20 protein-coding genes are annotated in these 22,164 nt (G+C 48.8%); 5 read left to right on the top strand and 15 right to left on the bottom strand.

The genetic code is table 11. The features are described from left to right. Window positions 1–2: 2 nt before the first annotated feature. Both WMO24_RS08910 and WMO24_RS08915 read left to right on the top strand, forming a co-directional pair. Window positions 3–1,934: an NAD(+) synthase gene (locus WMO24_RS08910; protein WP_349216150.1), complete on the top strand. Its 1,932-nt coding sequence runs from the start codon at window positions 3–5 to the stop codon at window positions 1,932–1,934. Between the two features lie 6 nt (window positions 1,935–1,940). Then, window positions 1,941–3,011, top strand: a complete 1,071-nt coding sequence (locus WMO24_RS08915; protein WP_349216064.1) for a M42 family metallopeptidase — start codon at window positions 1,941–1,943, stop codon at window positions 3,009–3,011. 63 nt (window positions 3,012–3,074) lie between these two features. On the opposite strand, the gene WMO24_RS08920 is transcribed toward WMO24_RS08915, so the two are convergent. The 3 genes from WMO24_RS08920 to WMO24_RS08930 are packed head-to-tail and all read right to left on the bottom strand — an operon-like array spanning window position 3,075 to window position 6,941. Continuing rightward, window positions 3,075–4,454: an ABC transporter permease gene (locus tag WMO24_RS08920; protein ID WP_349216066.1), complete on the bottom strand. Its 1,380-nt coding sequence runs from the start codon at window positions 4,452–4,454 to the stop codon at window positions 3,075–3,077. Next, on the bottom strand, window positions 4,441–6,129 hold the full coding sequence (locus WMO24_RS08925; RefSeq protein WP_349216068.1) for a CARDB domain-containing protein: 1,689 nt from the start codon (window positions 6,127–6,129) through the stop codon (window positions 4,441–4,443). The genes WMO24_RS08920 and WMO24_RS08925 overlap by 14 nt, the downstream gene beginning before the upstream one ends. After that, the gene (locus WMO24_RS08930) at window positions 6,126–6,941 is read right to left on the bottom strand and encodes an ABC transporter ATP-binding protein (RefSeq protein ID WP_349216069.1); all 816 of its coding nucleotides are present in this window, start codon (window positions 6,939–6,941) and stop codon (window positions 6,126–6,128) included. The genes WMO24_RS08925 and WMO24_RS08930 overlap by 4 nt, the downstream gene beginning before the upstream one ends. Before the next feature lie 87 nt (window positions 6,942–7,028). Between WMO24_RS08930 and WMO24_RS08935 the strand changes: the two genes are divergently transcribed. The 3 genes from WMO24_RS08935 to WMO24_RS08945 all read left to right on the top strand — a co-directional run bounded on the left by WMO24_RS08935 (window position 7,029) and on the right by WMO24_RS08945 (window position 10,297). Further along, window positions 7,029–7,775: a YdcF family protein gene (locus tag WMO24_RS08935; RefSeq protein WP_349216070.1), complete on the top strand. Its 747-nt coding sequence runs from the start codon at window positions 7,029–7,031 to the stop codon at window positions 7,773–7,775. 291 nt (window positions 7,776–8,066) lie between these two features. Then, window positions 8,067–9,812 (top strand): pyruvate kinase, encoded by a 1,746-nt coding sequence (gene pyk / locus WMO24_RS08940; RefSeq protein WP_349216072.1) that lies wholly within the window; start codon window positions 8,067–8,069, stop codon window positions 9,810–9,812. 17 nt (window positions 9,813–9,829) lie between these two features. Beyond that, on the top strand, window positions 9,830–10,297 hold the full coding sequence (locus tag WMO24_RS08945) for an S-ribosylhomocysteine lyase (protein ID WP_349216073.1): 468 nt from the start codon (window positions 9,830–9,832) through the stop codon (window positions 10,295–10,297). A 59-nt stretch (window positions 10,298–10,356) separates the two neighbouring features. Here the strand turns inward: WMO24_RS08945 and WMO24_RS08950 are convergent, their stop codons facing one another. From WMO24_RS08950 to WMO24_RS09005, 12 genes are all read right to left on the bottom strand, one after another. Next, window positions 10,357–11,781, bottom strand: coding sequence for a DUF4340 domain-containing protein (locus WMO24_RS08950; protein WP_349216075.1), 1,425 nt, complete (start codon window positions 11,779–11,781; stop codon window positions 10,357–10,359). Then, window positions 11,768–13,228, bottom strand: a complete 1,461-nt coding sequence (locus tag WMO24_RS08955; protein WP_349216077.1) for a GldG family protein — start codon at window positions 13,226–13,228, stop codon at window positions 11,768–11,770. The genes WMO24_RS08950 and WMO24_RS08955 overlap by 14 nt, the downstream gene beginning before the upstream one ends. Then, complete coding sequence (locus tag WMO24_RS08960; protein ID WP_349216078.1) at window positions 13,228–14,091, bottom strand: ABC transporter permease; 864 nt, start codon at window positions 14,089–14,091, stop codon at window positions 13,228–13,230. The genes WMO24_RS08955 and WMO24_RS08960 overlap by 1 nt, the downstream gene beginning before the upstream one ends. Further along, on the bottom strand, window positions 14,088–15,068 hold the full coding sequence (locus tag WMO24_RS08965; RefSeq protein ID WP_349216080.1) for an ABC transporter ATP-binding protein: 981 nt from the start codon (window positions 15,066–15,068) through the stop codon (window positions 14,088–14,090). The genes WMO24_RS08960 and WMO24_RS08965 overlap by 4 nt, the downstream gene beginning before the upstream one ends. Window positions 15,069–15,210: 142 nt before the next feature. Next, window positions 15,211–16,419, bottom strand: a complete 1,209-nt coding sequence (locus WMO24_RS08970) for a sensor histidine kinase (RefSeq protein ID WP_349216081.1) — start codon at window positions 16,417–16,419, stop codon at window positions 15,211–15,213. Beyond that, window positions 16,412–17,089, bottom strand: a complete 678-nt coding sequence (locus WMO24_RS08975) for a response regulator transcription factor (protein ID WP_349216083.1) — start codon at window positions 17,087–17,089, stop codon at window positions 16,412–16,414. The genes WMO24_RS08970 and WMO24_RS08975 overlap by 8 nt, the downstream gene beginning before the upstream one ends. A 245-nt stretch (window positions 17,090–17,334) precedes the next feature. Continuing rightward, window positions 17,335–18,015 carry a FadR/GntR family transcriptional regulator gene (locus WMO24_RS08980; RefSeq protein ID WP_349216085.1) on the bottom strand — a complete coding sequence of 227 codons (681 nt, stop codon included), beginning with the start codon at window positions 18,013–18,015 and terminating at the stop codon, window positions 17,335–17,337. A 97-nt stretch (window positions 18,016–18,112) separates the two neighbouring features. Next, window positions 18,113–18,529: a cupin domain-containing protein gene (locus WMO24_RS08985; RefSeq protein ID WP_349216087.1), complete on the bottom strand. Its 417-nt coding sequence runs from the start codon at window positions 18,527–18,529 to the stop codon at window positions 18,113–18,115. Between the two features lie 16 nt (window positions 18,530–18,545). Further along, entirely contained in the window at window positions 18,546–19,481 is a 936-nt protein-coding gene (locus WMO24_RS08990) for a transketolase family protein (RefSeq protein WP_349216088.1), read from the bottom strand. Beyond that, complete coding sequence (locus WMO24_RS08995; RefSeq protein WP_349216090.1) at window positions 19,474–20,295, bottom strand: transketolase; 822 nt, start codon at window positions 20,293–20,295, stop codon at window positions 19,474–19,476. The genes WMO24_RS08990 and WMO24_RS08995 overlap by 8 nt, the downstream gene beginning before the upstream one ends. 48 nt (window positions 20,296–20,343) lie before the next feature. After that, the gene (locus WMO24_RS09000) at window positions 20,344–21,183 is read right to left on the bottom strand and encodes a carbohydrate ABC transporter permease (protein ID WP_349216091.1); all 840 of its coding nucleotides are present in this window, start codon (window positions 21,181–21,183) and stop codon (window positions 20,344–20,346) included. Window positions 21,184–21,201: 18 nt separating this feature from the next. Beyond that, a complete protein-coding gene (locus tag WMO24_RS09005) occupies window positions 21,202–22,074 on the bottom strand; it encodes a carbohydrate ABC transporter permease (protein ID WP_349216092.1) in 873 nt (290 codons plus the stop codon). Window positions 22,075–22,164 lie beyond the last annotated feature (90 nt).

Below are 22,164 nucleotides of genomic sequence, written 5' to 3' on the forward strand. Positions count from 1 at the left end.
TGATGAACTATGGTTTTGTAAAAACGGCATGTGCCACACCGCAAATTCATGTGGCAGACTGCAGCTTCAATGAACAGGCCATTTTGACCAGTGTACGAGTGGCGGAACAAGCTGGCGTTGAAATTTTATGTCTGCCGGAGTTATGCATCACGGGTTACACCTGCGGCGACCTCTTCTTTCAGGACACCCTTTTAAACAGCGCTGAGGAAGCGCTGCGCACGCTTCTTCATGATACACAGGAATTTTCCCTGTTGATCGTTGTCGGTCTGCCCTTGCGCCATAACGGTAAAATTTATAACTGCGCAGCGGTTCTGCAGCAAGGTAAGCTGCTGGGAATCGTCCCCAAAACGCACATTCCAAATTACAACGAATTCTATGAGCGCAGACATTTTGTACCTGCGCCCGCTGAAAACGAAACCTTCTTTTTTGATGGCGTCAGCATCCCCTTTGGCACCAAGCTTCTGTTCCGAAGCCGTCAGAACAAAAATCTGTGCATGGCCGTAGAAATCTGTGAAGACCTTTGGGCTCCGCTCCCCCCCAGTGTCAGCCATGCCATGGCCGGTGCTGTTCTGATTGCCAACCTTTCTGCCAGTGATGAGACCATTGGAAAGGCTGAATATCGGCGCAGTCTGGTCGAAGGGCAGTCCGCACGACTGCTGTGCGGTTATCTTTACGCCGACGCCGGCGACGGAGAATCCACAACAGACATGGTTTTTGCCGGTCACAATCTGATCGCAGAAAACGGTTCCATTCTGGCGCAGAGCCAACTGTTTCAAAATGGATTGATCTGCTCGGAAATCGATGTGGACCGTCTTGCGGGAGAACGTCTGAAAAACACAAGCTTTGATGCCTCAAAGCAGGATGGCTACGCGGTTGTTTCCTTCGAGACAACCAAAAAGGAAACGACTTTGACGCGGCGGATTGACCCTGCACCCTTCGTCCCTTCTGATCCTGCTCATCGTGCCCGCCGCTGCTCTGCAATCCTTGCCATGCAAGCCAATGGCTTAAAAAAGCGTCTTGCCCACACGGGATGCAGCAGCGCTGTAGTGGGAATTTCCGGTGGACTGGACAGCACGCTTGCACTTTTGGTCGTTACGCGGGCGTTCAAAGAGTTGGGGCGTCCGCTTTCCGATATTACTGCCGTCACCATGCCCTGTTTTGGGACCACGCAAAGAACGCGCAACAATGCCGAAAAACTTTGCCGGGCTTTGGACGTCACACTTCGTGAAGTCAATATTACAGAAACGGTTCAAAGCAATTTCCGGGATATCGGGCAAGATCCGCAGACGCACGATGTCACTTTTGAAAACACCCAAGCCCGTGTGCGCACATTGGTCTTGATGAATCTGGCCAATCGAACCAACGGCCTTGTCATCGGTACGGGTGATTTGTCTGAGTTGGCGCTTGGCTGGGCAACCTACAACGGCGATCATATGAGCATGTACGGCGTCAACGCTTCGGTGCCTAAAACTTTAGTACGGCATATTGTCGCAACGGTAGCAGATACTACGGACAGCAGTGAATTGCGTGATGTTCTGCGCGACATTTTAGACACGCCTGTCAGTCCGGAACTGCTTCCCGCGAAAGATGGAGTCATCAGCCAGCAGACAGAGGAAATTGTCGGTCCGTACGATCTGCATGACTTCTTTTTGTATTATGCTGTGCGTTGGGGCTTTTCCCCTGCCAAGGTTTTCTTCCTTGCGCAAAATGCGTTCCGGGATCAATTTGAGGATGCTGTGATTTTAAAATGGCTGCGCAAGTTCTACTGGCGCTTTTTCAGCCAGCAATTCAAACGAAGCTGTGTGCCTGACGGCCCCAAGGTCGGTACCGTAACGCTCTCCCCGAGAGGCGACTGGAGAATGCCCAGCGACGCCTGCGCTGCGGCCTGGGTCCAAGAGCTGGATCATTTGGAACAAAACAAAAAAGAAGGATAATGCGATATGCCAAATTTGAAATATTGTGAAAAAATCTCAAATGCTTTCGGTCCATCCGGCCATGAGCACGAGGTAGCCGATACCATTTCCGAATTGCTGAATGGTTTTTCCGTAAAACGCGACGGCATGCAGAATGTCTATGCTGCTCTTCCTCAAAATAATGGGAGGCCGCTTGTAATGCTGGACGCACATTTGGATGAAGTTGGGTTCATGATTCAGTCTGTGCTTTCCAACGGACTTTTGAAACTTGTTCCCCTTGGCGGATGGGTAGAACATAATATCCCTGCGCATCTTTTTGTCATCCGGAACAATCGCGGTGAACTTGTTCGTGCAGTTTCCACTTCCAAGCCGCCCCATTTCATGACAAACGCTGAAAAAAGTGCTGGACTTTCTCTGGATGATATTTTTCTGGACGCAGGCGTTTGCAGTGCCGCAGACGCCGCTGAACTAGGCTTGGAACCTGGCCTTGTAGCTGTACCCGACGTACAGTTTTCGTACTCTGAAAAGACCGGCTTAATGCTCGGAAAAGCGTTTGACTGCCGATTGGGATGCGCCGGGCTGGTGGATGCGATGGAACGCTTGAAAGACGAGCCCCTGCAAGTGGATGTTGCGGCAGCCTTCTCCACACAGGAAGAAGTAGGGCTGCGCGGTGCCAAAATCACAGCGGAACATCTTCGTCCCCGACTGGCGATTTGTTTGGAAGGCACCCCTGCCGACGATACTTTTACGCCTGCAGATCAAGCACAAGGGGCACTGAAAAAAGGTGTTCAAATTCGATATCGGGATGCAAGCATGGTTGCCCATCCGGGCTTGATTGCTTTTGCGCGCCAGATTGCTCAAAAGGCCGGGATTCCGCATCAAATGGCTGTCCGTACGGGCGGTGGGACCAACGGCGGGTCCATTCATCTGGCTGCCGGCGGCATTCTCACGCTGGTGTTGGGGATTCCTGTGCGCTATGCTCATACGCACTACGGATATGCGGCAGCCTGCGATATGGATGCGGCGGTCAATCTCGCTTGTGCAATTTTGCAAAGCCTGACTCCGGAAATTGTGGAGCAACTGAACCCTTCGCTATAATAGAATCATAAAAAAGAACAGGCGACAAATATCGCCTGTTCTTTTTTATACGCTTTTCCGGCATTACTCGTGCCGGATTGCTTCCAATGCCGAAATTTTGACTGCACGACCGGCGGGCATAATACCCGACACAATACCGATGCCTGTTGAAAACAGAATTCCCAACATTGCAAGCCACAGTGGAATTACTGAAATTTGGGAACCATACATAGGCAAAAATCCGCCCAATACCGACCCCATCAACAATGGTCCAAACGTATTCAGCGCAAAGGAAAGTGCATAACTGATGGCCACTCCGAACACACCGCCTAAAAAGCCAATCATCGCAGCTTCCACAAGGAACATGGCACGAATCTTTCCCAGTCCACACCCCAGCACCTTCATCACACCAATTTCTTTGGTGCGCTCGTAGATAGCCATCGTCATGGTGTTGGCGATGGAAAGGGCCGCCACGAACAGCGAAACAGCGCCTAAGCCGCCCAAAATCATCTGGATCATCTGGGACTGCTTTTGCATATTTTCCCGTTCACTTCTCATGGAATAAGTAGAATAACCGAGCTCCTGGATCGCTTCTTCCACGGCTTCCACATTATCCACATCATCCACTTTTACGTAGACATTGTCGTAGCCGTTGTTGCTGCTGGTGTCCTTGATACCGTTGGCTTTCATGTACTCTTTTTCCAAACGCTTCAAGACCGTAAGATCCATGACCACGCCGGCATCTGTTACATAGCCTTTTTTGTAGTCTGAGATCATAACGCCTTCTACATCCAGCGCGTACTCCAGCTCCTTGCCTTCTCCTTCGCCGCCCTGGTTATTGCTTTTCAAGGTCATCTTATCTTTGGAGATATCTACAAACGGCCCCAATTCTTTTCCGCCTGCATCTGTCTGGCCCGGATAGCGATAGGCTTTTTCTCCCCGCTTCTTTGGGTCTGTAAACTGATAACCTAAATTCTGACCTACCAGGACCTGAACCTGCTTCTTTCCGCTATTCATAGAAGCCGGTGTATCCGGCAGATAACTGCCGGACTCCAGCTCATAACCCAACAATTCAATGGCTTTGGGATACATTCCTACAACTGTGACATACTGAGCAACATAACGATCGTTTTTTCCTGCCGTCAGATTCATGTTGAAATAGCGCGGCTGATACTGCGGTGTTGCCACGACCACATGATCAAATTCATCGATTTTAGCCACCATTTCATCGTTCAGCGGATCCACTTCACCAGTACCGCTGCTCCAGTTGTATACCTGAATCTGGGTCAAGTCACCCCACTGCTGAATCATTTCGTCAAAACCGACGTTCATGGCAATGCCCAGAGACACCATGACTACAATCGAACAGGTGCCGACTACTACGCCGATAATTGTCAGCGTTGTACGGCCTTTGCGTCGGCGAAGATTCTCAAAGCAAAGGGACAGAAGATCAGAAATCTTCATCGTCATTGTCCTCCGCAAGTAATTCGGCGCGGCGTTTCGCCTTTTTCTTTTTCACGATCACTACAACCACCACAATGACCGCCACAACGCCTACTCCAATCAGCACCCAACCCCAGACAGGCATCCCCTGCTGCATGTCCATGTCGCCCATGGCATCCATATCCATATCCGGCATGTCATCATAGGTAGGCATCTCGCTGACCGTCAGGGAATAATCCTGCGTCTGCTTCTTTTCGTTTCCGTTGACATCCTCATAGGTCAACGTAATTGTACCGGAAACCGTGCCGGGTTGGTCGGTCTGAATCGTAAAGTCCGCACTGCCTTCCGTTCCGGAGTTCAAATTTCCCAGATACTGCTGCTGACCCGGCGTATTGATATTCCCCGAAATTTCCGCAGTCAGGTTATACAAAATACCCTTACCTTTGTTCACGTAGTTAACTGTAATGGTGTTTTCTTCGCCTGCATACATCTCCTGCGGCAAATCCATGGACGTAAAGGAGAAACGATCCGGCTGCACGATGGGCACGGTAATCAGCTGGCTGGAAGTCAACTGCTCATCTGTGCCCTTGATGTAATAACGATACTCCACCGTCACATTCGCTACGCCTGTTTCAGCACTGCTCTGCGCCTGCAGGGTGAAAGTAGTCTGATAGGAACCACCCGCCGGAACAGACTCCGTCAGCACCGTATTGCTCCCCGCTGCCAATGTCAGCGTTTGCGGCAGTGTAATGGTAGTCACCACGTCCGAAATCGCAGTGGAACGGCTGGTATTATACGAAGTCAACGTCAATGTAAAGTTTTGTCCCGCAGCAATGTTTCCGCCGCCATAGTTGGAATCTTTTACCATGACTGTAGGTTTTGCACCGCTGGTAACAGTCTCATCCTTACTTTTCGAGCACTGGCCGATCGACTGAGAAACAGAGGTCAGCGGAAGGTTCGCAATCGGAGCGCCGGGCGTCGAATTATTGATAACACTTACATCAAAGGACAAAGTGTTGTCCTGGGCAGTAGTGTCCAGATAAGTAATGTCATTGAAGGTCAGCGAATAAGTTAGGCTTCCATCCACGGATGCCTCTCGATCCAGCCAAATATCTCCGTTGCTGCACGAAGAAAACGCTTTGGAAGTGGGGGTAATATGAATATAGCTTTTCAGATCCGTTCCCTGAGGAACATCCGAATCCAAAACACGCCCATCCACCATCAGGAAAACAATTTTGCAGTGTGTCTCAGGTGTCAGGTACAGAATGGGATTTCCCAAATTATCCACAACACTGTAGCCGGCAACGTAAAGCTGTCCGTTACCGGACTGCGGTTCTGTTACAGTACATGTTTGACTTTCTGCAAAATCCCCTTCGTTACTTTGGTTGATTGCTTTTACCGAATACTCGCCTGGAGTCGAAACCGTATAAGTGGCGCTGGTCGCCCCCGAAATCGCCGCGCCATCCTTATACCATTCATATCGAATGGCCGCACCATCCGCTGCTTTTGCTTCTACTGATAATACCAAAGAACCTCCGGACAACGTTTGCGGTTCTGATGGAAGGTTTTTGGTAAAGCTGATATTTCCTGCCGCAAACGCTATACTTGTAAAGGGTACACAGAACACACTGACCATCATCAGCAGTATTAAGGCTCCCCCCACCAGCTTTTTATAACTCTTTCTTATATTTTTCATTGTGCCCCTTCTCCTTTTTCTGCAATATCCGCTTGTGTCCGCGCATTTTCCACCTTTTCCGCCGCCGCATGCGCATACTCTTCGTCCATGGGACTCAGCTGTACCTCGAATACCTGGTTCGGATTTTCGATTACCTCGTCCCGCAGGACACATCCGTCCTTGATGGTGATGATCCGGTCAGCACATCCCGCCAGATCACGCTCATGTGTGACCATTACAAATGTGATATTGTTCTCATGCGCCAACTTCAGAATGGCATTCATCACTTGTGCAGTAGTATGCGAATCCAAATTTCCCGTAGGCTCATCCGCAAAAATGACCTTTGGGTTTCCCACAAAAGCACGCGCGATACCAACACGCTGCTGCTGGCCACCGGACATCTCCGTGGGTTTATGGTACATTCTTTTCCCCAGCCCCATTGCCTTGAGCTGCTTTGCTGCCATCTTTTCCCGTTGAGACTTTCGTATTCCTTTGAACATCAGCGGCAAAGCCACATTTTCCAAAGCAGTCAGTGTGGGCAATAAGTTATATGACTGAAACACAAAGCCCAGATTGTTTTGGCGAAAAACAGCCAACTCCTGTTCTGTCATTTTGGAAACATTCTGACCTGCAATGTACACATCTCCGCGGGTCGGCTTCTCCAGGCCCGCCAGCTGATTGAGCAAAGTGGATTTTCCGGAACCGGATGCACCCACAATGCAACAAATTTCCCCCGGATTGATGGAAAGGTTGATATCGTTTAACGCGACTACCTTCTCATGTCCTACCCGGTATACTTTTCGGATATGATCCACTTTTATAATCGGCTTCACAACATTCCTCCTCATGCGCTTCATGCGCAGAAGTTGCGTTTCCCCCGTTTGCCTGTTACAATAAAACAATCATCCGGGAGGTTTTTTATGAAAATGAAAATCATATGGGCTCTTGCGATATTTTTCCTGATTGACAGCATTCTCCGCCTGTTTCGTTCCAGTTTCAATCTAGGTTCTTTTCTAATGTATTGTATCACAGCGGCGCTGTGGGTCTACGCTGTTTTTCACGAAAAGATTGATGCCTTCTGCGCACACGGGTTCGGGCATATATGTAAAGTTCTCTTCCTTGCCGGCAGTGTTCTTTTTATCGGATGCATGCTTTTGGTTCATGTCTTAGGCAATACTGCTACCGCTACCGGACAGGAGCAAACGCTTATCGTGCTCGGTGCCGGACTGCGCGGAGAGCGCGTAACAGGATTGCTCGCGCGCCGGCTTGACGCAGCCTATGACTACTATCAGAAAAATCCTGACGTACTGATCGTAGTATCCGGTGGACAGGGACCGGGAGAAAGCATTCCGGAAGCCGTCGCAATGGAGCGCTATCTGGTTCAGAGAGGCATTTCTGATTCACAGATTTTGGCAGAAACAGAAAGCACATCTACAGAAGAAAATTTTCTGTTTTCACAAAAACTTCTTCAGGAGCACGGCATCGACCCATCCCAGCCCATCGCTTACGTCACCAATACATTTCACTGCTATCGGGCCAGGCAATATGTATTGAACGCGGGATTTTCCGATGTGAGTTCCGTGCCGGCAAGCATCGGTCTGGACTCCATTCTTCCCTGCTATATGCGCGAAGTTTTAGCACTCGCCTATTACTTTGTTTTTAAATAGACTTTTCCGTGCTGCAAGCTTAATTATAAGACGTTCTACTCCTCAATTTTCTTTCACACCTGTGAAAAAAATTATAAATTTGAGCGTGATGCCGCTTCTCAAATCACCGCGCAACTCCCCCTGCATGAAAAGGCAGCAAACGGTCCACGCTCTGCAATAGGATGTCGGTTTTCTAAGTATAGCAAAAATCATGTAAAATAGGAAGCCCTTGCATTGCAAAGTATTCAAAAATATGTAATAATAAAGCGTATGGATGTATAAAAACGGATTGAACGATGGAGGTTTTTTCTGATGCGTAAAACAAAAATTGTTTGCACTTTAGGCCCCTCGACAGACCGCGAGGGTGTTCTGCGCAGCATGATGCTGGCTGGCATGAACGTGGCTCGTTTTAATTTCTCGCATGGCACCCATGCGGATCATGCCAAGCGTTTTGCCACGTTGAAACAACTGCGTGAAGAGTTAAATCTTCCTGTGGCGGCATTGCTGGATACTAAAGGGCCTGAAATCCGTCTGCGCGATTTTAAAAATGGTGGTGCGGAACTGAAAAAGGATCAAAAGTTCACGCTCACCACCCGCGATATTCTGGGCGATGAGAACATCTGTTCCATCACCTACAAAGATCTTCCCATGGATCTTGCCCCCGGAGCACGTGTTCTGCTGGACGATGGACTGATTGAGCTGGTGGTAGACAACATCGATGAGGACGATATTGTCTGCGTTGTAAAAAACGGCGGGCACATCTCCAACCACAAGGGTGTCAACGTTCCGGGTACAAAACTTTCCATTCCCTATATGAGCGCGCAAGATCGCGAGGATATTCTGTTCGGCATTCAGACTGGCTTTGATTTTATTGCGGCTTCCTTTGTGAGAAGTGCAGCAGATATTCTGGAAATCCGTCGTTTGCTGGACAGCCAAAAGTGTGATTATATCAAAATTATCGCGAAAATTGAAAATCACGAAGGTGTCAACAACATCGACGAAATTATTTCCGTATCTGACGGTGTGATGGTCGCCCGCGGCGATATGGGCGTAGAGATTGACTTTACAGAAATTCCTGTTATTCAAAAAGATATCATCTGGCGTTGCTACGACGCCGGAAAGCCCGTCATTACCGCCACTCAAATGCTGGAAAGCATGATCGAGAACCCGCGCCCCACACGTGCAGAAATTACGGACGTGGCCAATGCCATCTACGATGGCACCTCAGCCATTATGCTTTCCGGCGAGACCGCTGCAGGTCGCTATCCCACGGAAGCTGTCCACACGATGGCCGCGATTTCTGAACGCACTGAAAGTGATATCAATTATGACAAACGCCTGCGGCAGAAACATTTGGAAAGCCACCTGAGTGTGGCTGCCGCTGTAGCCCATGCTGCATGCACCACTGCCATGGACATCAAGGCCAATGCCATTATCACTGTATCCAAAAGCGGTGAGACCGCACGCCTGTTAAGCAAATACCGGCCGGAGACTCCGGTCATCGCCTGTGTCATGGCAGACAATATTTACCGTCAGCTTTCGCTTTCCTGGGGCATTACGCCGCTGAAGATGGGTTACGCCCACAACACCGATGAATTGATTGAAATGGCCGTGGAAACAGCCGAAAAAGCCGGGTACGTGGAAAGTGGAGACCTTGTGGTTCTCACCGCCGGTGTTCCCGTGGGAATTTCCGGTACTACCAATATGATCAAAGCTCACCTAGTCGGCAACGTTCTGATCTCCGGCGTAGGCGTAACGCCAGCCAATGCAACCGGTCCTATCTGTGTGTGCCGTTCTGTGGAAGAAGCTATGACAAAATGCAAACCGGGAGATGTTCTGGTTTTGCCCTACACCAACAACGAACTTTTGCCGGTGCTGCGCACGGTTGCTGCTGTAATTACCGAGGAATCGGGCTTGAATTCTCACGCTGCGATTGTGGGACTTACACTGGGCAAGCCCGTGGTTGTCGGCGCAGTAGGTGCGATCCGCAAGCTGACCGACGGTACGCATGTATCCGTAGATGGTGAGCGCGGCGTTGTTCATTCCATGCCCCAATAAAGAAAAGAGGCTTTTCCGTGAAACGAATTGCAAGTTTTTGTGTTGACCACACCAAACTTCCGCGCGGGATGTACACTTCCCGCGTGGACGGCGATGTAGTCACCTATGATATACGAATGAAAGTCCCCAACCAGGGCGATTATTTGGAAAACGGTGCTCTGCACACACTGGAACACTTGTTTGCCACCTATGCGCGCAACTCCGCGGATGCATCGCAGGTGGTTTATGTAGGGCCAATGGGATGCCGAACTGGTTTTTATCTTCTCGTTCGCGATACGCTCGCTCCGGAAGATGTGATTCAACTGGTGAAAGACAGCTTTTCTTTCATCGCATCTTACGAAGGCGAGATTCCCGGCGCGCGGGAAGAAGAATGCGGCAACTATCGTGAACAGGACCTTCCCGGTGCACGTCGGGAAGCAGAAGCCATGCTTTCTGTCCTGGAGCACTGGAGGGCCGAGCAGCTTAAATATCCCGCTTATCTTTGAATAAATCAAAAAGCAGAGGCATCTTACAGATGCCTCTGCTTTTTTCTGCCAGAATTCTTTTATCCGTTGAGTACGATTGAGTTAACCGCCTCTACCAAATCCACCACGCTGTCACGTGCAGCGAGAGAAATTGGCTCTCCATCCGCCACGGCGAGGCAGTGATCGCCGTCGTAGCGGTACAATTCTACATGGACTGTGGGGCTTCCTTCCAGATCCAGTGTCAACGTCAGATCGATTTCCTCTCTCTGCGTCGGCTCCTCATCGGTAAAACTATCCGCCGACAAAGCCTGCAGCGCACTTTGCAGTTCATCGATCTCAAGTTCTTCGTCACCGTAATAGTACGTTCTGTCGTCGCCCTCACCTTTGCTGGAAATCGTATAATTGACATCTTCCAAAACAATATCAATCTGTGCGATGTTCTCAAAGTTGGCCGGAACAACCTCTTTATGACGGAAATCATCGATCGACGACGCCATCAAAGCTTTGTATGCATCCGTAGAAATTTTGTAGACAATGGGAGACTCCCCTACTCTCGCGTAGGCTGTGATCTCCTCTTCTTCTGTCTCTTCGCTTTCGTCCTGCGTTGCCTCCGATTCGGACTCTTCCGGGAGCGGCTGAGACGGATCATGGCTGACACTCAGTACAAACGTTCCGGAAGTTTCATTGTCATCCTCGTCCGTCGTGGTATAGTCAATCTCCATCATCAGTTCCGGATCTGCCAAGCCGTAAGTTTCCAAATCTTCCTGCGTAGCATTATACGTCATATATTCGGTCATATCCATATTTTGAAGTGTGCTGAGATATGTCTCGATCTCTGACGTATCCAACGGCAAGGTCTCTCCATCTACCTGTGTAAAGTAGACGTCTTCCTCTCGGTAAGTCTCCGTACTGTCTTCTTCATATCGAATCTGATATTCTTCTTCCCCGGAGAACCGGATTTCTGTCACCTGATCGAACGCAGGGACTTCGTCGTTCTTGATTACATCGCTGAGCTCTGCATCGAAAGAATCCAGCGGATCGTTTTGAACCAGGTATACATTTCCGTCGCCGATTGAAACATAGCGTTCGGAATCCATGGCACTGTAGTCTCCCAAAAGAACGGTATACTCCTGATCTTCCGTGCCGATATTGATCGTGCATACCGGATCGTTTAAGCCATACTGGCCAAAATCTTCCACATCTTCAATGATGAAAGATACACCAAAGGCCTCAAATTGAGAAAGCAGTTCATTGATTTTCTCTTCATCTACCGGGAATGCATCATCGTCGTCATAGACCCATGCGTCATCTTTGTGGAACGAAAGCGAAACGGTTTCATTTTCCCAAGACAGTGTTTTCACCGAATCCGTTGGGATCTCCAAAATCACTTCATCGCTGTTTTTGATCTGTTCCTTGCGGGTCTCATATTGGCTCACACCGAATGTTATCAGACATGCGACCAGGAGAACCGCCAGCAGGGCGTATATTCTTTTAAACCGCTTCATTCTGCATCCTCCTTCTTCTCAGGACCACTGCAATGCCGATTCCCAGATACACAAGCGGGAACACGCCGATCATCATGACTTTCAGCAACGAAGACGTGGAATCACTGATTGTCAGATAATTGTAGTTCAGTGATTTGCTCCGGATTGCCATTGCTTCGCTCTCTCCGATCATAGAGGATACCGCGTTCATCCCCAAGTTCACGTTTGCACCGGAAGAGTACGCATTGTATGTGTCGTCCAGGAAACTGGAAGAGGAGAACCAAACAATTCGACCGTCATTTCCGCTGTCGATCGAAACCGCAACCGCAAAGGGGCCATCGATATCTCCCTCTTCCTTCTCATACGTCTCAAGGTCATACCCGGCCACCTTGCTGAAAGATGCATCAGAGGTTGTGAGAAGTTCCGTCACCGAAGAAGCAGTGCTGTCTACAACCAGGCCCTGGGACAGCGGCATAATGGGATAATAGTGTTCCTCAATCAAAGAATCTGTAATGTCACTGCTCGCCATATCCGGCATCAGAACAAACGGCGCCTGGAACGCGTAATGTTCCCGATCTCCTTCAATAACGATTCCCTCGCTAGCTGTCACGCCATAATCCGACAGAATGCTGTACAGATTTTCCAAGGTGCCACCTTCAGTGGGACCTGCCATTACCAGTAATTTGCCGCCATTCGTCACATAGTCTGACAGCATTTCTTTCTCTTCCTGAGAAATATCGGTTGTAGGTGCATAAATCATTACGCAAGCCGCATCTTCCGGAATCGCGTCCACTGTGAGCAGAGAGAACGTATTCAGTTCCATGTTTTCTTTTTCAAGCTGCTCGCTGAAGGTTGTGGGCAGCTCTGCCTCACCGTGGCCTTCCAGAACGTAGATTTTCGGCTGTTCTTCATTCACCACATAATCAATTGCGGACGTAATTGCGCCCTCGCCATCAAACGACGTATTGTAAGAATAGGAATACATATCTGCTTCACTGATGTAAATGTCATCGTAACCAATGAAGCGGCTGCGATCACCACATTCCACAACCAGGCTGTTGTTCTCCATGGTCTCATCTGTATACTGCTCTGCAAATGTGGGGTATATATCCGGATTCTTTTTTACAACCTCGATATGATCCGAAAGAACGTCGTATCTGTCCAGAAGATTCTCAATCACCTTATCCTCTTCGCCCGCCTGAACGATCCAATAAATCGTCACATCTTCTTCAAGCGCATTGACCACGGCTTTTGTATTGCTGGTAATCGAATACAGCTTTGTGGAACTGATGTCGTACTGCGTCCAAGTGGTAGGAAGCGCTGCCGCCAAAATATTAAGAACAATCAAAAGCGCCAAAACAATGGCTGTGACAATTAACGAATAGGAGCCGCCCTGAAACGCAATCCGGTTGTTTTCCGCATTTGCCGACGGCTTTTCCGAACGGTGAGGAATCTGCAATTTTTTCATCAGTTATACCTCCTTTTTTCAAGAGACTGCACCGACAGGAACAAAAAGAAGGCAATCACACTCAAATAATATACAATCGCCGTCATGTCAAACACTCCGTTCACAAAGACGGTAAAGCGCTCAAACAAAGATAACTTTGTCATGATGTCCGGCAGCAAGCCTTCAAAGGCACTGCTGTCAATGAAGTAAGCAATTGCAGTTGCTGCTATCAGAGCAAAACAAATCCAATAAGCGAGATTTCCGTTTTTGGTCAAATATCGGATCACTGCTCCCAAGACAAGAATCAGTACAATCAGCGCCACTACAGAACCGATCGCAGTGGAAGAAACATACTCCGACAAACTGACGCTGTAATAGTTCAGCAGAATCACAGCGATTCCAATTCCGGCTGCAAGGCCCTGATTATCTGTGAGCGAAGAAATGAACACGCCCACTGCAATCAACGCTGCACCCATGATGAAAAAGGCCAAGATGGATCCGTAAGAGGTCAGAAGATATACATCACCAAACTGCGCAAATACAAGCGGATAAATAGAAATAATCAACAGTGGAATCAGATACAGGACCAGAAGCGCCAAATATTTTCCAAATACGACCTGTGTTGTAGTAATAGGAAGCGAATACAGCAGCTGGTCTGTTTTCTGCTTGCGTTCTTCCGCAATCACGCGCATGGTCAGAATGGGTACAATGACCACGAACACCAAGCTTCCGAAATTGAGCACATACTCAAAATTGCTGACTGCCGCCTGAATGTTATACAACATGGCGCCAATTCCCACAAATGCAAGCAGGAACGCACCAAACACGTAAGCAGTCAAAGAGTGAAAATAGCTTTTCAATTCATGCTTCAAAACTGCAATCATGTGTCTGACCCCTCACTTTCCACCGGGAGATTTTCCGTTTCATTCTTATCTGTCAATTCAATGAACACATCCTCCAGGCTTCCTTTTTTGAGTGCCATCTCTAAAAGAGCCACTTCTTTCTTCGCAAAGGCGAAGAAGATATCACGCGAGACACTGTAAATGTCCTCCTGATCGGTTTTGAGGAGCATGGCAACTCGCCCGTTCTCCTGCGAGCGCACCTCACACTCAGAAATATGGTTTACCGACGACAAAATCTCTTTTGCCTGCTTATCTGTTGCCTGTGCCACAACAGTAATCTCGTTTGGAGTCAGCAATTTTTTCTCCAAATTTTCCGGGCGGTCGAAAGCAATCAGTTTTCCTTTGGAAATAATCAGAATCTTTTCACAGATCGTCTGAACTTCCGACAGAATGTGAGAGCTCAAAATAACCGTATGCGTCTGCCCCAATTGTTTGATCAGGTCGCGAATTTCAATAATTTGAAGCGGATCCAAACCCACCGTGGGTTCATCCAAAATAATCACTTTCGGATTGCCCAGCAAAGCCTGCGCGATTCCCACACGCTGTTTGTATCCTTTGGAAAGGGCTGAAATACAGCGTTTTTTGACATTGTCGATCTTTGTCTGCTCGATGACTTCCTGAATTTGCTGTTCCAGTTCTGCACCGCGCAGCCCCTTGGCTTCGCCCACAAAGCGAAGATACTCTTCCGGCGTCTCGTTCATATAAAGCGGTGGCTGTTCCGGCAGATAACCAATCCGTTTCTTCGCCTCTCCCGCATCTTCAAAGATATCATAGCCGTCTATCTGAACATGTCCTTTTGTGGCCGACAAACAGCCGGTCATAATGTTCATCGTGGTTGATTTTCCGGCGCCATTCGGCCCCAGGAAGCCGTATACGTGTCCTTCCTCGATCTCAAAGGAAAGGTCATCGACTGCTGTGAAATCCCCATAGCATTTTGTCAGATGTTCAACCTTGATCATGATGGACCTCCTCATTCCTTGTATTTCACGCGTACATGCGCGGCTGAAACCATTGTCATTATAAAATCCCATCCTGAAATGAGACTGAAAAATCCTATCCCGCAAACAAAAAAAGAAGCCTTCTTCCAGAAGGCTTCTTTTTTTAAACGCAAGGCAGAACTACCGAAAAACAGTTATGCCCGTTCTGACTCTCTGCCCAAATTTTCCCTTGATGCTGTTTGACAATGCTTTCCGCGATGGAGAGCCCCAAACCAAAGCTACCATTTCTGCTTCTAGCCGGATCCGCCCGATAAAACCGCTGGAAGATTTGCACCAGCTCTTCTTTACTGAGCGATGGTCCTTCATTGATCACCTGTAAAACACAATGCTCCTTGCCTTTCTTGTGCAGCGTTACCCAAACGGACCCGTTCTCATTCGAATATTTGCCGGCATTATCCAGCAAAATATCCACCAGCTGCCGAAGCTGGGATTCGTCTCCGGATACATGAATTTTCTCATCCACTTGCGTGAAAAGTTTCAATCCTTTTTCAAAAAGAACCGGTTCAAAAGTCATCGCTGCATAGTCTGCCAGCTTGCTGAGGTCTACATCTCGGAAGACACATTTGGCCTGCGCATTATCTGTTCGCACAAGTTCCAGCATCTGCTCAATCAAATTGCGCATTTGGCCGGACATGGTAACAATCCCCTGCAAAAAGCCTTTCTGCTTCTCCTCGCTGTACTCGGCGCTTTGCAGCAGTTCCGCATTGGTCATAATGACCGTCAGCGGAGTTTTTAATTCGTGCGAAGCCGCCGCAACAAACTGCTGCTGCTGTTTCCACGCCTGTTCCACTGGGCGCACTGCCCATTTTGAAAGCAAAATACTGCCCCACAAAAAGAACAGAAAGCCGATTCCACCAATCAGAAGGCAGGTTTGCAATAAGTTTTGCAGGGTCGCTCGTTCACTGGAAATATCTGCGAACACAACGCAGGGATTCACCGGAGTTTCCACCCGGTAATAGCGCAGATTATACTTAGAAAGAACGCCGAAACTTTTGGGCGATGCCAGCACATCCTGAATCAAATCATCCAGCAAATCGCTGTCCGAGAGGTCATAATATCCCCCGCCTGCCTCTACCAATTCTCCGCGCGGGTTCAATCGCAGTGTGAAAAAAGGGAGGCGCACATTTTCTCCCATTTCACCGGGAACCCCCAAGTGAAACGGCTGCGTCGCGATACTCTGCATCATACGAAGGCTTTCCTGCTCCAGATTGGCGCTGGTGAAATAAAAGACCAATCCCAAAATGACACAGAGCAGGATGGTTACAATGCTCATATTAATGGCCACAAATTTGATTCGAAGTTTTTTAATCATCCCCGCTCACCTCCAGATGATACCCAAGTCTGCGGATCGCTTCGATTCGGATATTGGAGCCAATACCTGCTAATTTTTTTCGCAAAAAGCCAATATATACCTCTACATGGTTTTCCACCGCGTTGGAATCATACCCCCAAACACGCGATAAAAGAAACTCTTTGGAAACATTATGCTCTCTCGCCTGCAAAAGAAGCCGCATCATATCAAACTCTTTTGCGGACAGGCGGATTTCATTTCCATGGCAGCGCAGCATTGCACTGTTCAAGTCCAACGTTGTATTTCCGTAAGCCAGTTCATTGACCTGGGAACCCTGTCTGCGCAGCAATGCGTTAACACAGGCTAAAAGTTCCCTTGTGTCAAAAGGCTTTGGCAGGTAATAATCCGCGCCTGCATTGAGCCCCGTAACGCGATCATCCAGCGCAGATTTGGCAGTCAGCATAAGAATAGGGGTGCCCAAATGTTTGGCACGGAGGCGGCGAGCCACTTCATAACCATCCATCTTGGGCATCATCACATCCAAAATGATCAGGTCATAAACCCCCAGCTCCGCGTATTGCAAGCCCGCTTCTCCGTCATGAACAATTTCCACGTCAAAACCTTTTTTCTTCAAAAGTTCTCCAACAGACGCAGCGAGCAGCTGTTCATCCTCGACGATCAAAATTTTCAAAATTTTCCCACCTCACCATTTCCAGCATACGTTCAAAAGCTGAAATCAAGCTGAAAATGTTCGTGTTTTTCTCATCATAACATTTAACAAGTACAGAATCCAGAAAATCCTCTATGATTTCACTATTCAAACACACAACATAAAAATGGGAGCATCTCTCTTTTATCTCAACGCACCCCACGCATATTGAATACAAAAAGAGTCGGGAGTTTCCAAGAACTTTCCCGACCCTTTTTGATTCATCCTCACAAGCGGCTTTTTTGAACCATGTAATTGATCACGCGATATCGAACATCCGCAAGCTGTTCCTTAGTCACCTGCTGCAGACCCGCCAAATCCTGGCGCGCCAAGGCTTTAATCAAGTCCTCATGCTGACAGGCTACCACCATCAAGTCCGGATGTCTGGTTGCAATTTGCGTATTTAAGAGAGACCACAACGCGATCAAAAGCTGTTCCGTCAACACGTTCCCCGCATTATGAAACATGGTCATATGGAAAGCTCGATCTTCTTCCATGAAGGTCTCACCGCGCTTGGCTTTTTCTTTCATACGTTCAACTTGCGCACCCATAAACTGAAGCTGCTCTGTATCAATTCGTTCTGCCATACGGGGCAAAGCCGCCATTTCCATGGAAGTTCTGAGTTCCAGAATATCAAAAAGAATATCCGGTTTTGCTTCCAGGACAATGCCCCAGGTATTGATAATTTGATCAGTGAGATCAGGCATTTTAACTGTACGCCCGCTCCCCTGAATGGAGGTAAGAATTCCCTGCGCCTCATACGCATTCAGAGCATCACGCAACGCTGTACGGCTCACGCCAAAGCGTGCGGTCAACTCCTTTTCCGGCGGAAGCTTATCGCCCGTCCGAAGATGCTCTGTAATCAACGCAGCAATCTGCCGGTTGAGCTCGTTTTCCTTCAACGCCATTTTCTTGCCTCCCTGTTTCATTCAAATTACACAAAAGCCGCCTGCCCACTGGACAGACGGCTTTTGCACAATCATTTGCTACTGCAAAAACTCGCTCTTAGACCAGCGCTTTAATCTCAGCGATCTGATCCTCAGTCAGATTGTAAACATCACTGTTGGTCATGTCAGTGGGGTTGTTCTCAATCAAGATCAGTTTTGCACCCGGCTGAGTCACGGTGTTGTGCCACAGAGTAGCCGGAATCTTATAGACCTTCATCGGCTCCATTTCCACTTTTCCGATATTTACTGCGGTGCCATTGTCGTCATCCGCATACAGCAAAGTGCAACGGCCATCCAACAGAACGAAAAGCTCGTCCGTCTTGTTGTGACGCTCCAAGCAAGTCGTGCCGCTGATATCGTTCGCCGGTTTCCAGTTTTTAATGCCCACTTTCCAAACGGGGTTCTCGTACACCCATTTCAAAGCAGTCTTGTTATCGCCAGACTCATTGTGGCCGTAGCTTTCAATTCTCAGCATCCTGAATCTCTCCTTTTTATTTCAGCAGAGCTTTCGCTTTGTTGGCAATATTGGCAGCAGTCAGACCATACTCCTCGAACAAAGACGCAGGTGTGCCAGACTGACCAAACTTGTCTTCAACGCCAACACGGTCCATCTTCACATTCACTTTGCCCATCAGAGCCTCGCAGGTTGCAGAGTACAGGCCGCCGATGACGGAGTGTTCCTCAGCCGTTACGACTGCACCGCATTTCGCTGCGACAGCCGCAATCGTCTCTGCGTCAAAGGGCTTGATGGTGTGAACATTCACAACCGTAGCTTTGATGCCGTCAGCAGCCAGCAGATCCGCAGCTTTCAGAGCTTCCGGAATCATCAGGCCGGTAGCGACGATCGCCACGTCGTTGCCATCCTCACGCATGATGTTGGCTTTGCCGACAACAAACGGAGTATCCTCTTCCGTGATGCAATCACACACAGGACGAGCCACACGGATATAAACCGGGCCGTTGATTTCAGCAGCTGCAAAAACAGCTTTCTTCATCTCGATGGGATCGCAGGGAACCAAAACGGTCATATTGGGGACAACACGCATCAGCGCAATATCCTCAATCGCCTGGTGGCTGCCGCCGTCTTCGCCCACGCACAGACCGGAATGAGACAGGCCGAACTTAACGTTCAGGTTATCATACGCGACAGAGTTACGGATCTGCTCATATGCACGGCCAGCGCCGAACAGAGCAAAGGTGCTGACAAAAGGAACATAGCCTTCCGTTGCGAAACCGGCAGCGCCGCAAACCATGTTTGCCTCAGCAATACCGAAGTTGAAGTGACGATCCGGGAATTTTGCCTGGAACATATTGGTCATTGTGGCGTGTGCCAGGTCGGCATCCATAACCACAATCTTATCGTTTTTCGCGCCAAGCTCTGCCAGAGCTTCGCCATAGGCAACGCGCAAAGATTTACTCTCAGCCATTGTCAGATACCCCCAGTTCTTTCAGTGCATTCTCATAGTCCTCTTTGCTGGGCGCTTTGCCATGCCAGCCAAACTGGTCTTCCATGAAGGAAACGCCATGGCCCTTATGGGTCTCGCAGCACACAAACAAAGGCTTGCCTTCGTGCGGCGTATTCACAGCCTTCACGATGGCTTCGATGTCATGGCCATCCACCTTGACGCACTCAAAGCCGAAAGCTTCGTATTTTTTCATCACATCGCCCAAGCTCATGACCTGGTCGTTGCTGCCGTCAATCTGCAGACCGTTGTGGTCCAGCATAACCGTCAGGTTATCCAGTTTGTAGTGAGCAGCGCTCATAGCGGCTTCCCAAACCAGACCTTCCTGGATCTCACCGTCGCCCACGATCGCAAAGACGCGGTTGGAAGAACCTTTCTGTTTCAAAGCCATTGCAATACCGCCGGCAACTGCAACGCCCTGGCCCAGAGAACCGGTGTTCATGTCAATGCCCGGGGTCTTCTTCATGTCAGGATGTCCCTGCAGGTGGCTGTGCAGTTTGCGCAGAGTCCACAGGTCTTCACGCGGGAAGAAGCCCAGGTCCGCCAAAACGGCATACAGAGCCGGGCAAGCATGCCCTTTGCTCAGGACCAGACGGTCACGGCCTTCCCATTTGGGGTTCTTCGGGTCGAATTTCATGACGTCGTTGTAATACAGCGCCATCAGCATCTCAACTGTAGACAGAGATCCGCCCGGATGTCCAGACTGGCACAGGTACAGCATTTTCAGAATGTCTGCGCGCAGATGCTTTGCTTTTTCTTTTTGCATAGCAAGTTCCATGATGTTGATACTCCTTTTATATAAGTTATCAGGGAAACCCAACTGATTTTAACCCTTGACAGCACCTGCCGTCAAGCCTTCCACCAACCGTTTTTGTGCAAAGAAGAACATTACACAAACGGGGATGATCGTAATGATACCACCAGAGGTGAGCAAATCCCACTGGACGCCCAAGTTACCAATCAAGCTCTTCAGAGCAACCGGGATTGTACGGTTATTGGAATTGGTAAACATCATTGCGAAAGTATACTCGTTCCAGCTCTGCATGAAAATGTACACGCCCGTAGAAATCAGGCACGGGACCAAAACCGGAAGAATAATTTTCAAAAATGCCTGTGCACGGTTGCAGCCGTCCACCATTGCGGCTTCCTCCAGAGACATCGGCAAGTCGCTGATGTAACCATTCAGCAGCCATACAGTAAAGGGAATGGTAAATGTCGTATAAGACACAATCAGAGCCAGCGGAGTGTACAGGATTCCCAAAGTACGCATGATGGAGTACAAGGGGATCATCAACAGAACCGTCGGGAACATGTTGTTGGTCAGGAACATCACCATCAAGCCTTTACGGCCACGGAATTCAAAACGCGTAAAGGCATATGCTGCCAGAGTGGCAACTGTCAATGTAACGATCGTGGTGATTACTGCAACCAGCAGGCTGTTCCCCATGGGCTGCAGGAAGTTGAATTCGCCAAACAGTTTTTTATAGCTGTCCCAAGTGAATGTTTGCGGCCAATAAGTAACCGGGCCATAAAGCTCGCTCTCCGGTTTTACGGAAGTCACAAACGTCCAGTAAAACGGGAACAGGAGGAACAGCAAGATAATAAACAGCGGAAGACCTGCGGTCAAAAAACTTTTTCCAAGATTCTTTTTTCCAACATAATTCATAATCACGTTCCTCCTTTCTTAATTTTTCTTCAGCATCTGCTTCAGATACGGCACCGAGACCAGGCACAACAGAAGAGTCAGCAGAATCGACATTGTAGCCGCATAGCTCAGATTCAAAGCCGTACCTTTGTTGTACACATAAACGCTCAACGTCTGCGTAGAATAAGCAGGACCGCCGCTGGTCATATTGAAGATAACGTCAACCGAGTTGGCAACCCAGATAATACGCAAAAGTGTTGTAACGAAAATAGTGTTTTTCAAAGAAGGAATCGTAATCCGGAACAAACGCTGGAACCAGTTTGCACCGTCAATTGCTGCCGCCTCATACAGATCGCCCGAAATTCCCTGCAGACCAGCCAGCAGCATCAGCGCAAAGAACGGAACACCCTGCCAGATAATCGTGATTACAACCGAAGGGAAAGCCGTCGTAGTCTGCGCCAAGAACGCAATGGGCTGATCAATGATATGAAGTTTCATCAGCAGATCATTGATAACACCATAGTTGCCGTCATACATCCAGCGCCACATCAAACCGATCAGAACGCCAGGTGTAACCCACGGGATCAAGCTGACTGCACGGACAACGCCGCGACCGCGGAAATTGCGGTTCAGAAGAAGCGCCAGAATGAATCCAAAAACAAATTGGAATCCTACGCCAAACACAACCCACAAAATCGTCCGCCACAAGCTGGACCAGAACAGAGGGTCTTGAAAGACCGCGATGTAGTTGGCAAAGCCAACAAAACCAATATCATTCGGACGACGCAAGTCGTAGCTTTGAAAGCTCATCAAAATTGCATTGCATACCGGGATAAACACCACGCAAATGACAACCAGAAGAGCGGGCAGCACGAGCAGATAGGGCCAAATACTCTTTTTGCCTTTTTCCAATCTCCTTCACCCTTTCCTCTCTTATATAACCTTATTTATTAAAGCACAATGAATTAGCTTTCTCAAAAAACGGGTAGGCTACAACCATGC

The organism is Ruthenibacterium intestinale, assembly GCF_040096265.1.
Taxonomy (GTDB): domain Bacteria; phylum Bacillota; class Clostridia; order Oscillospirales; family Ruminococcaceae; genus Ruthenibacterium; species Ruthenibacterium komagatae.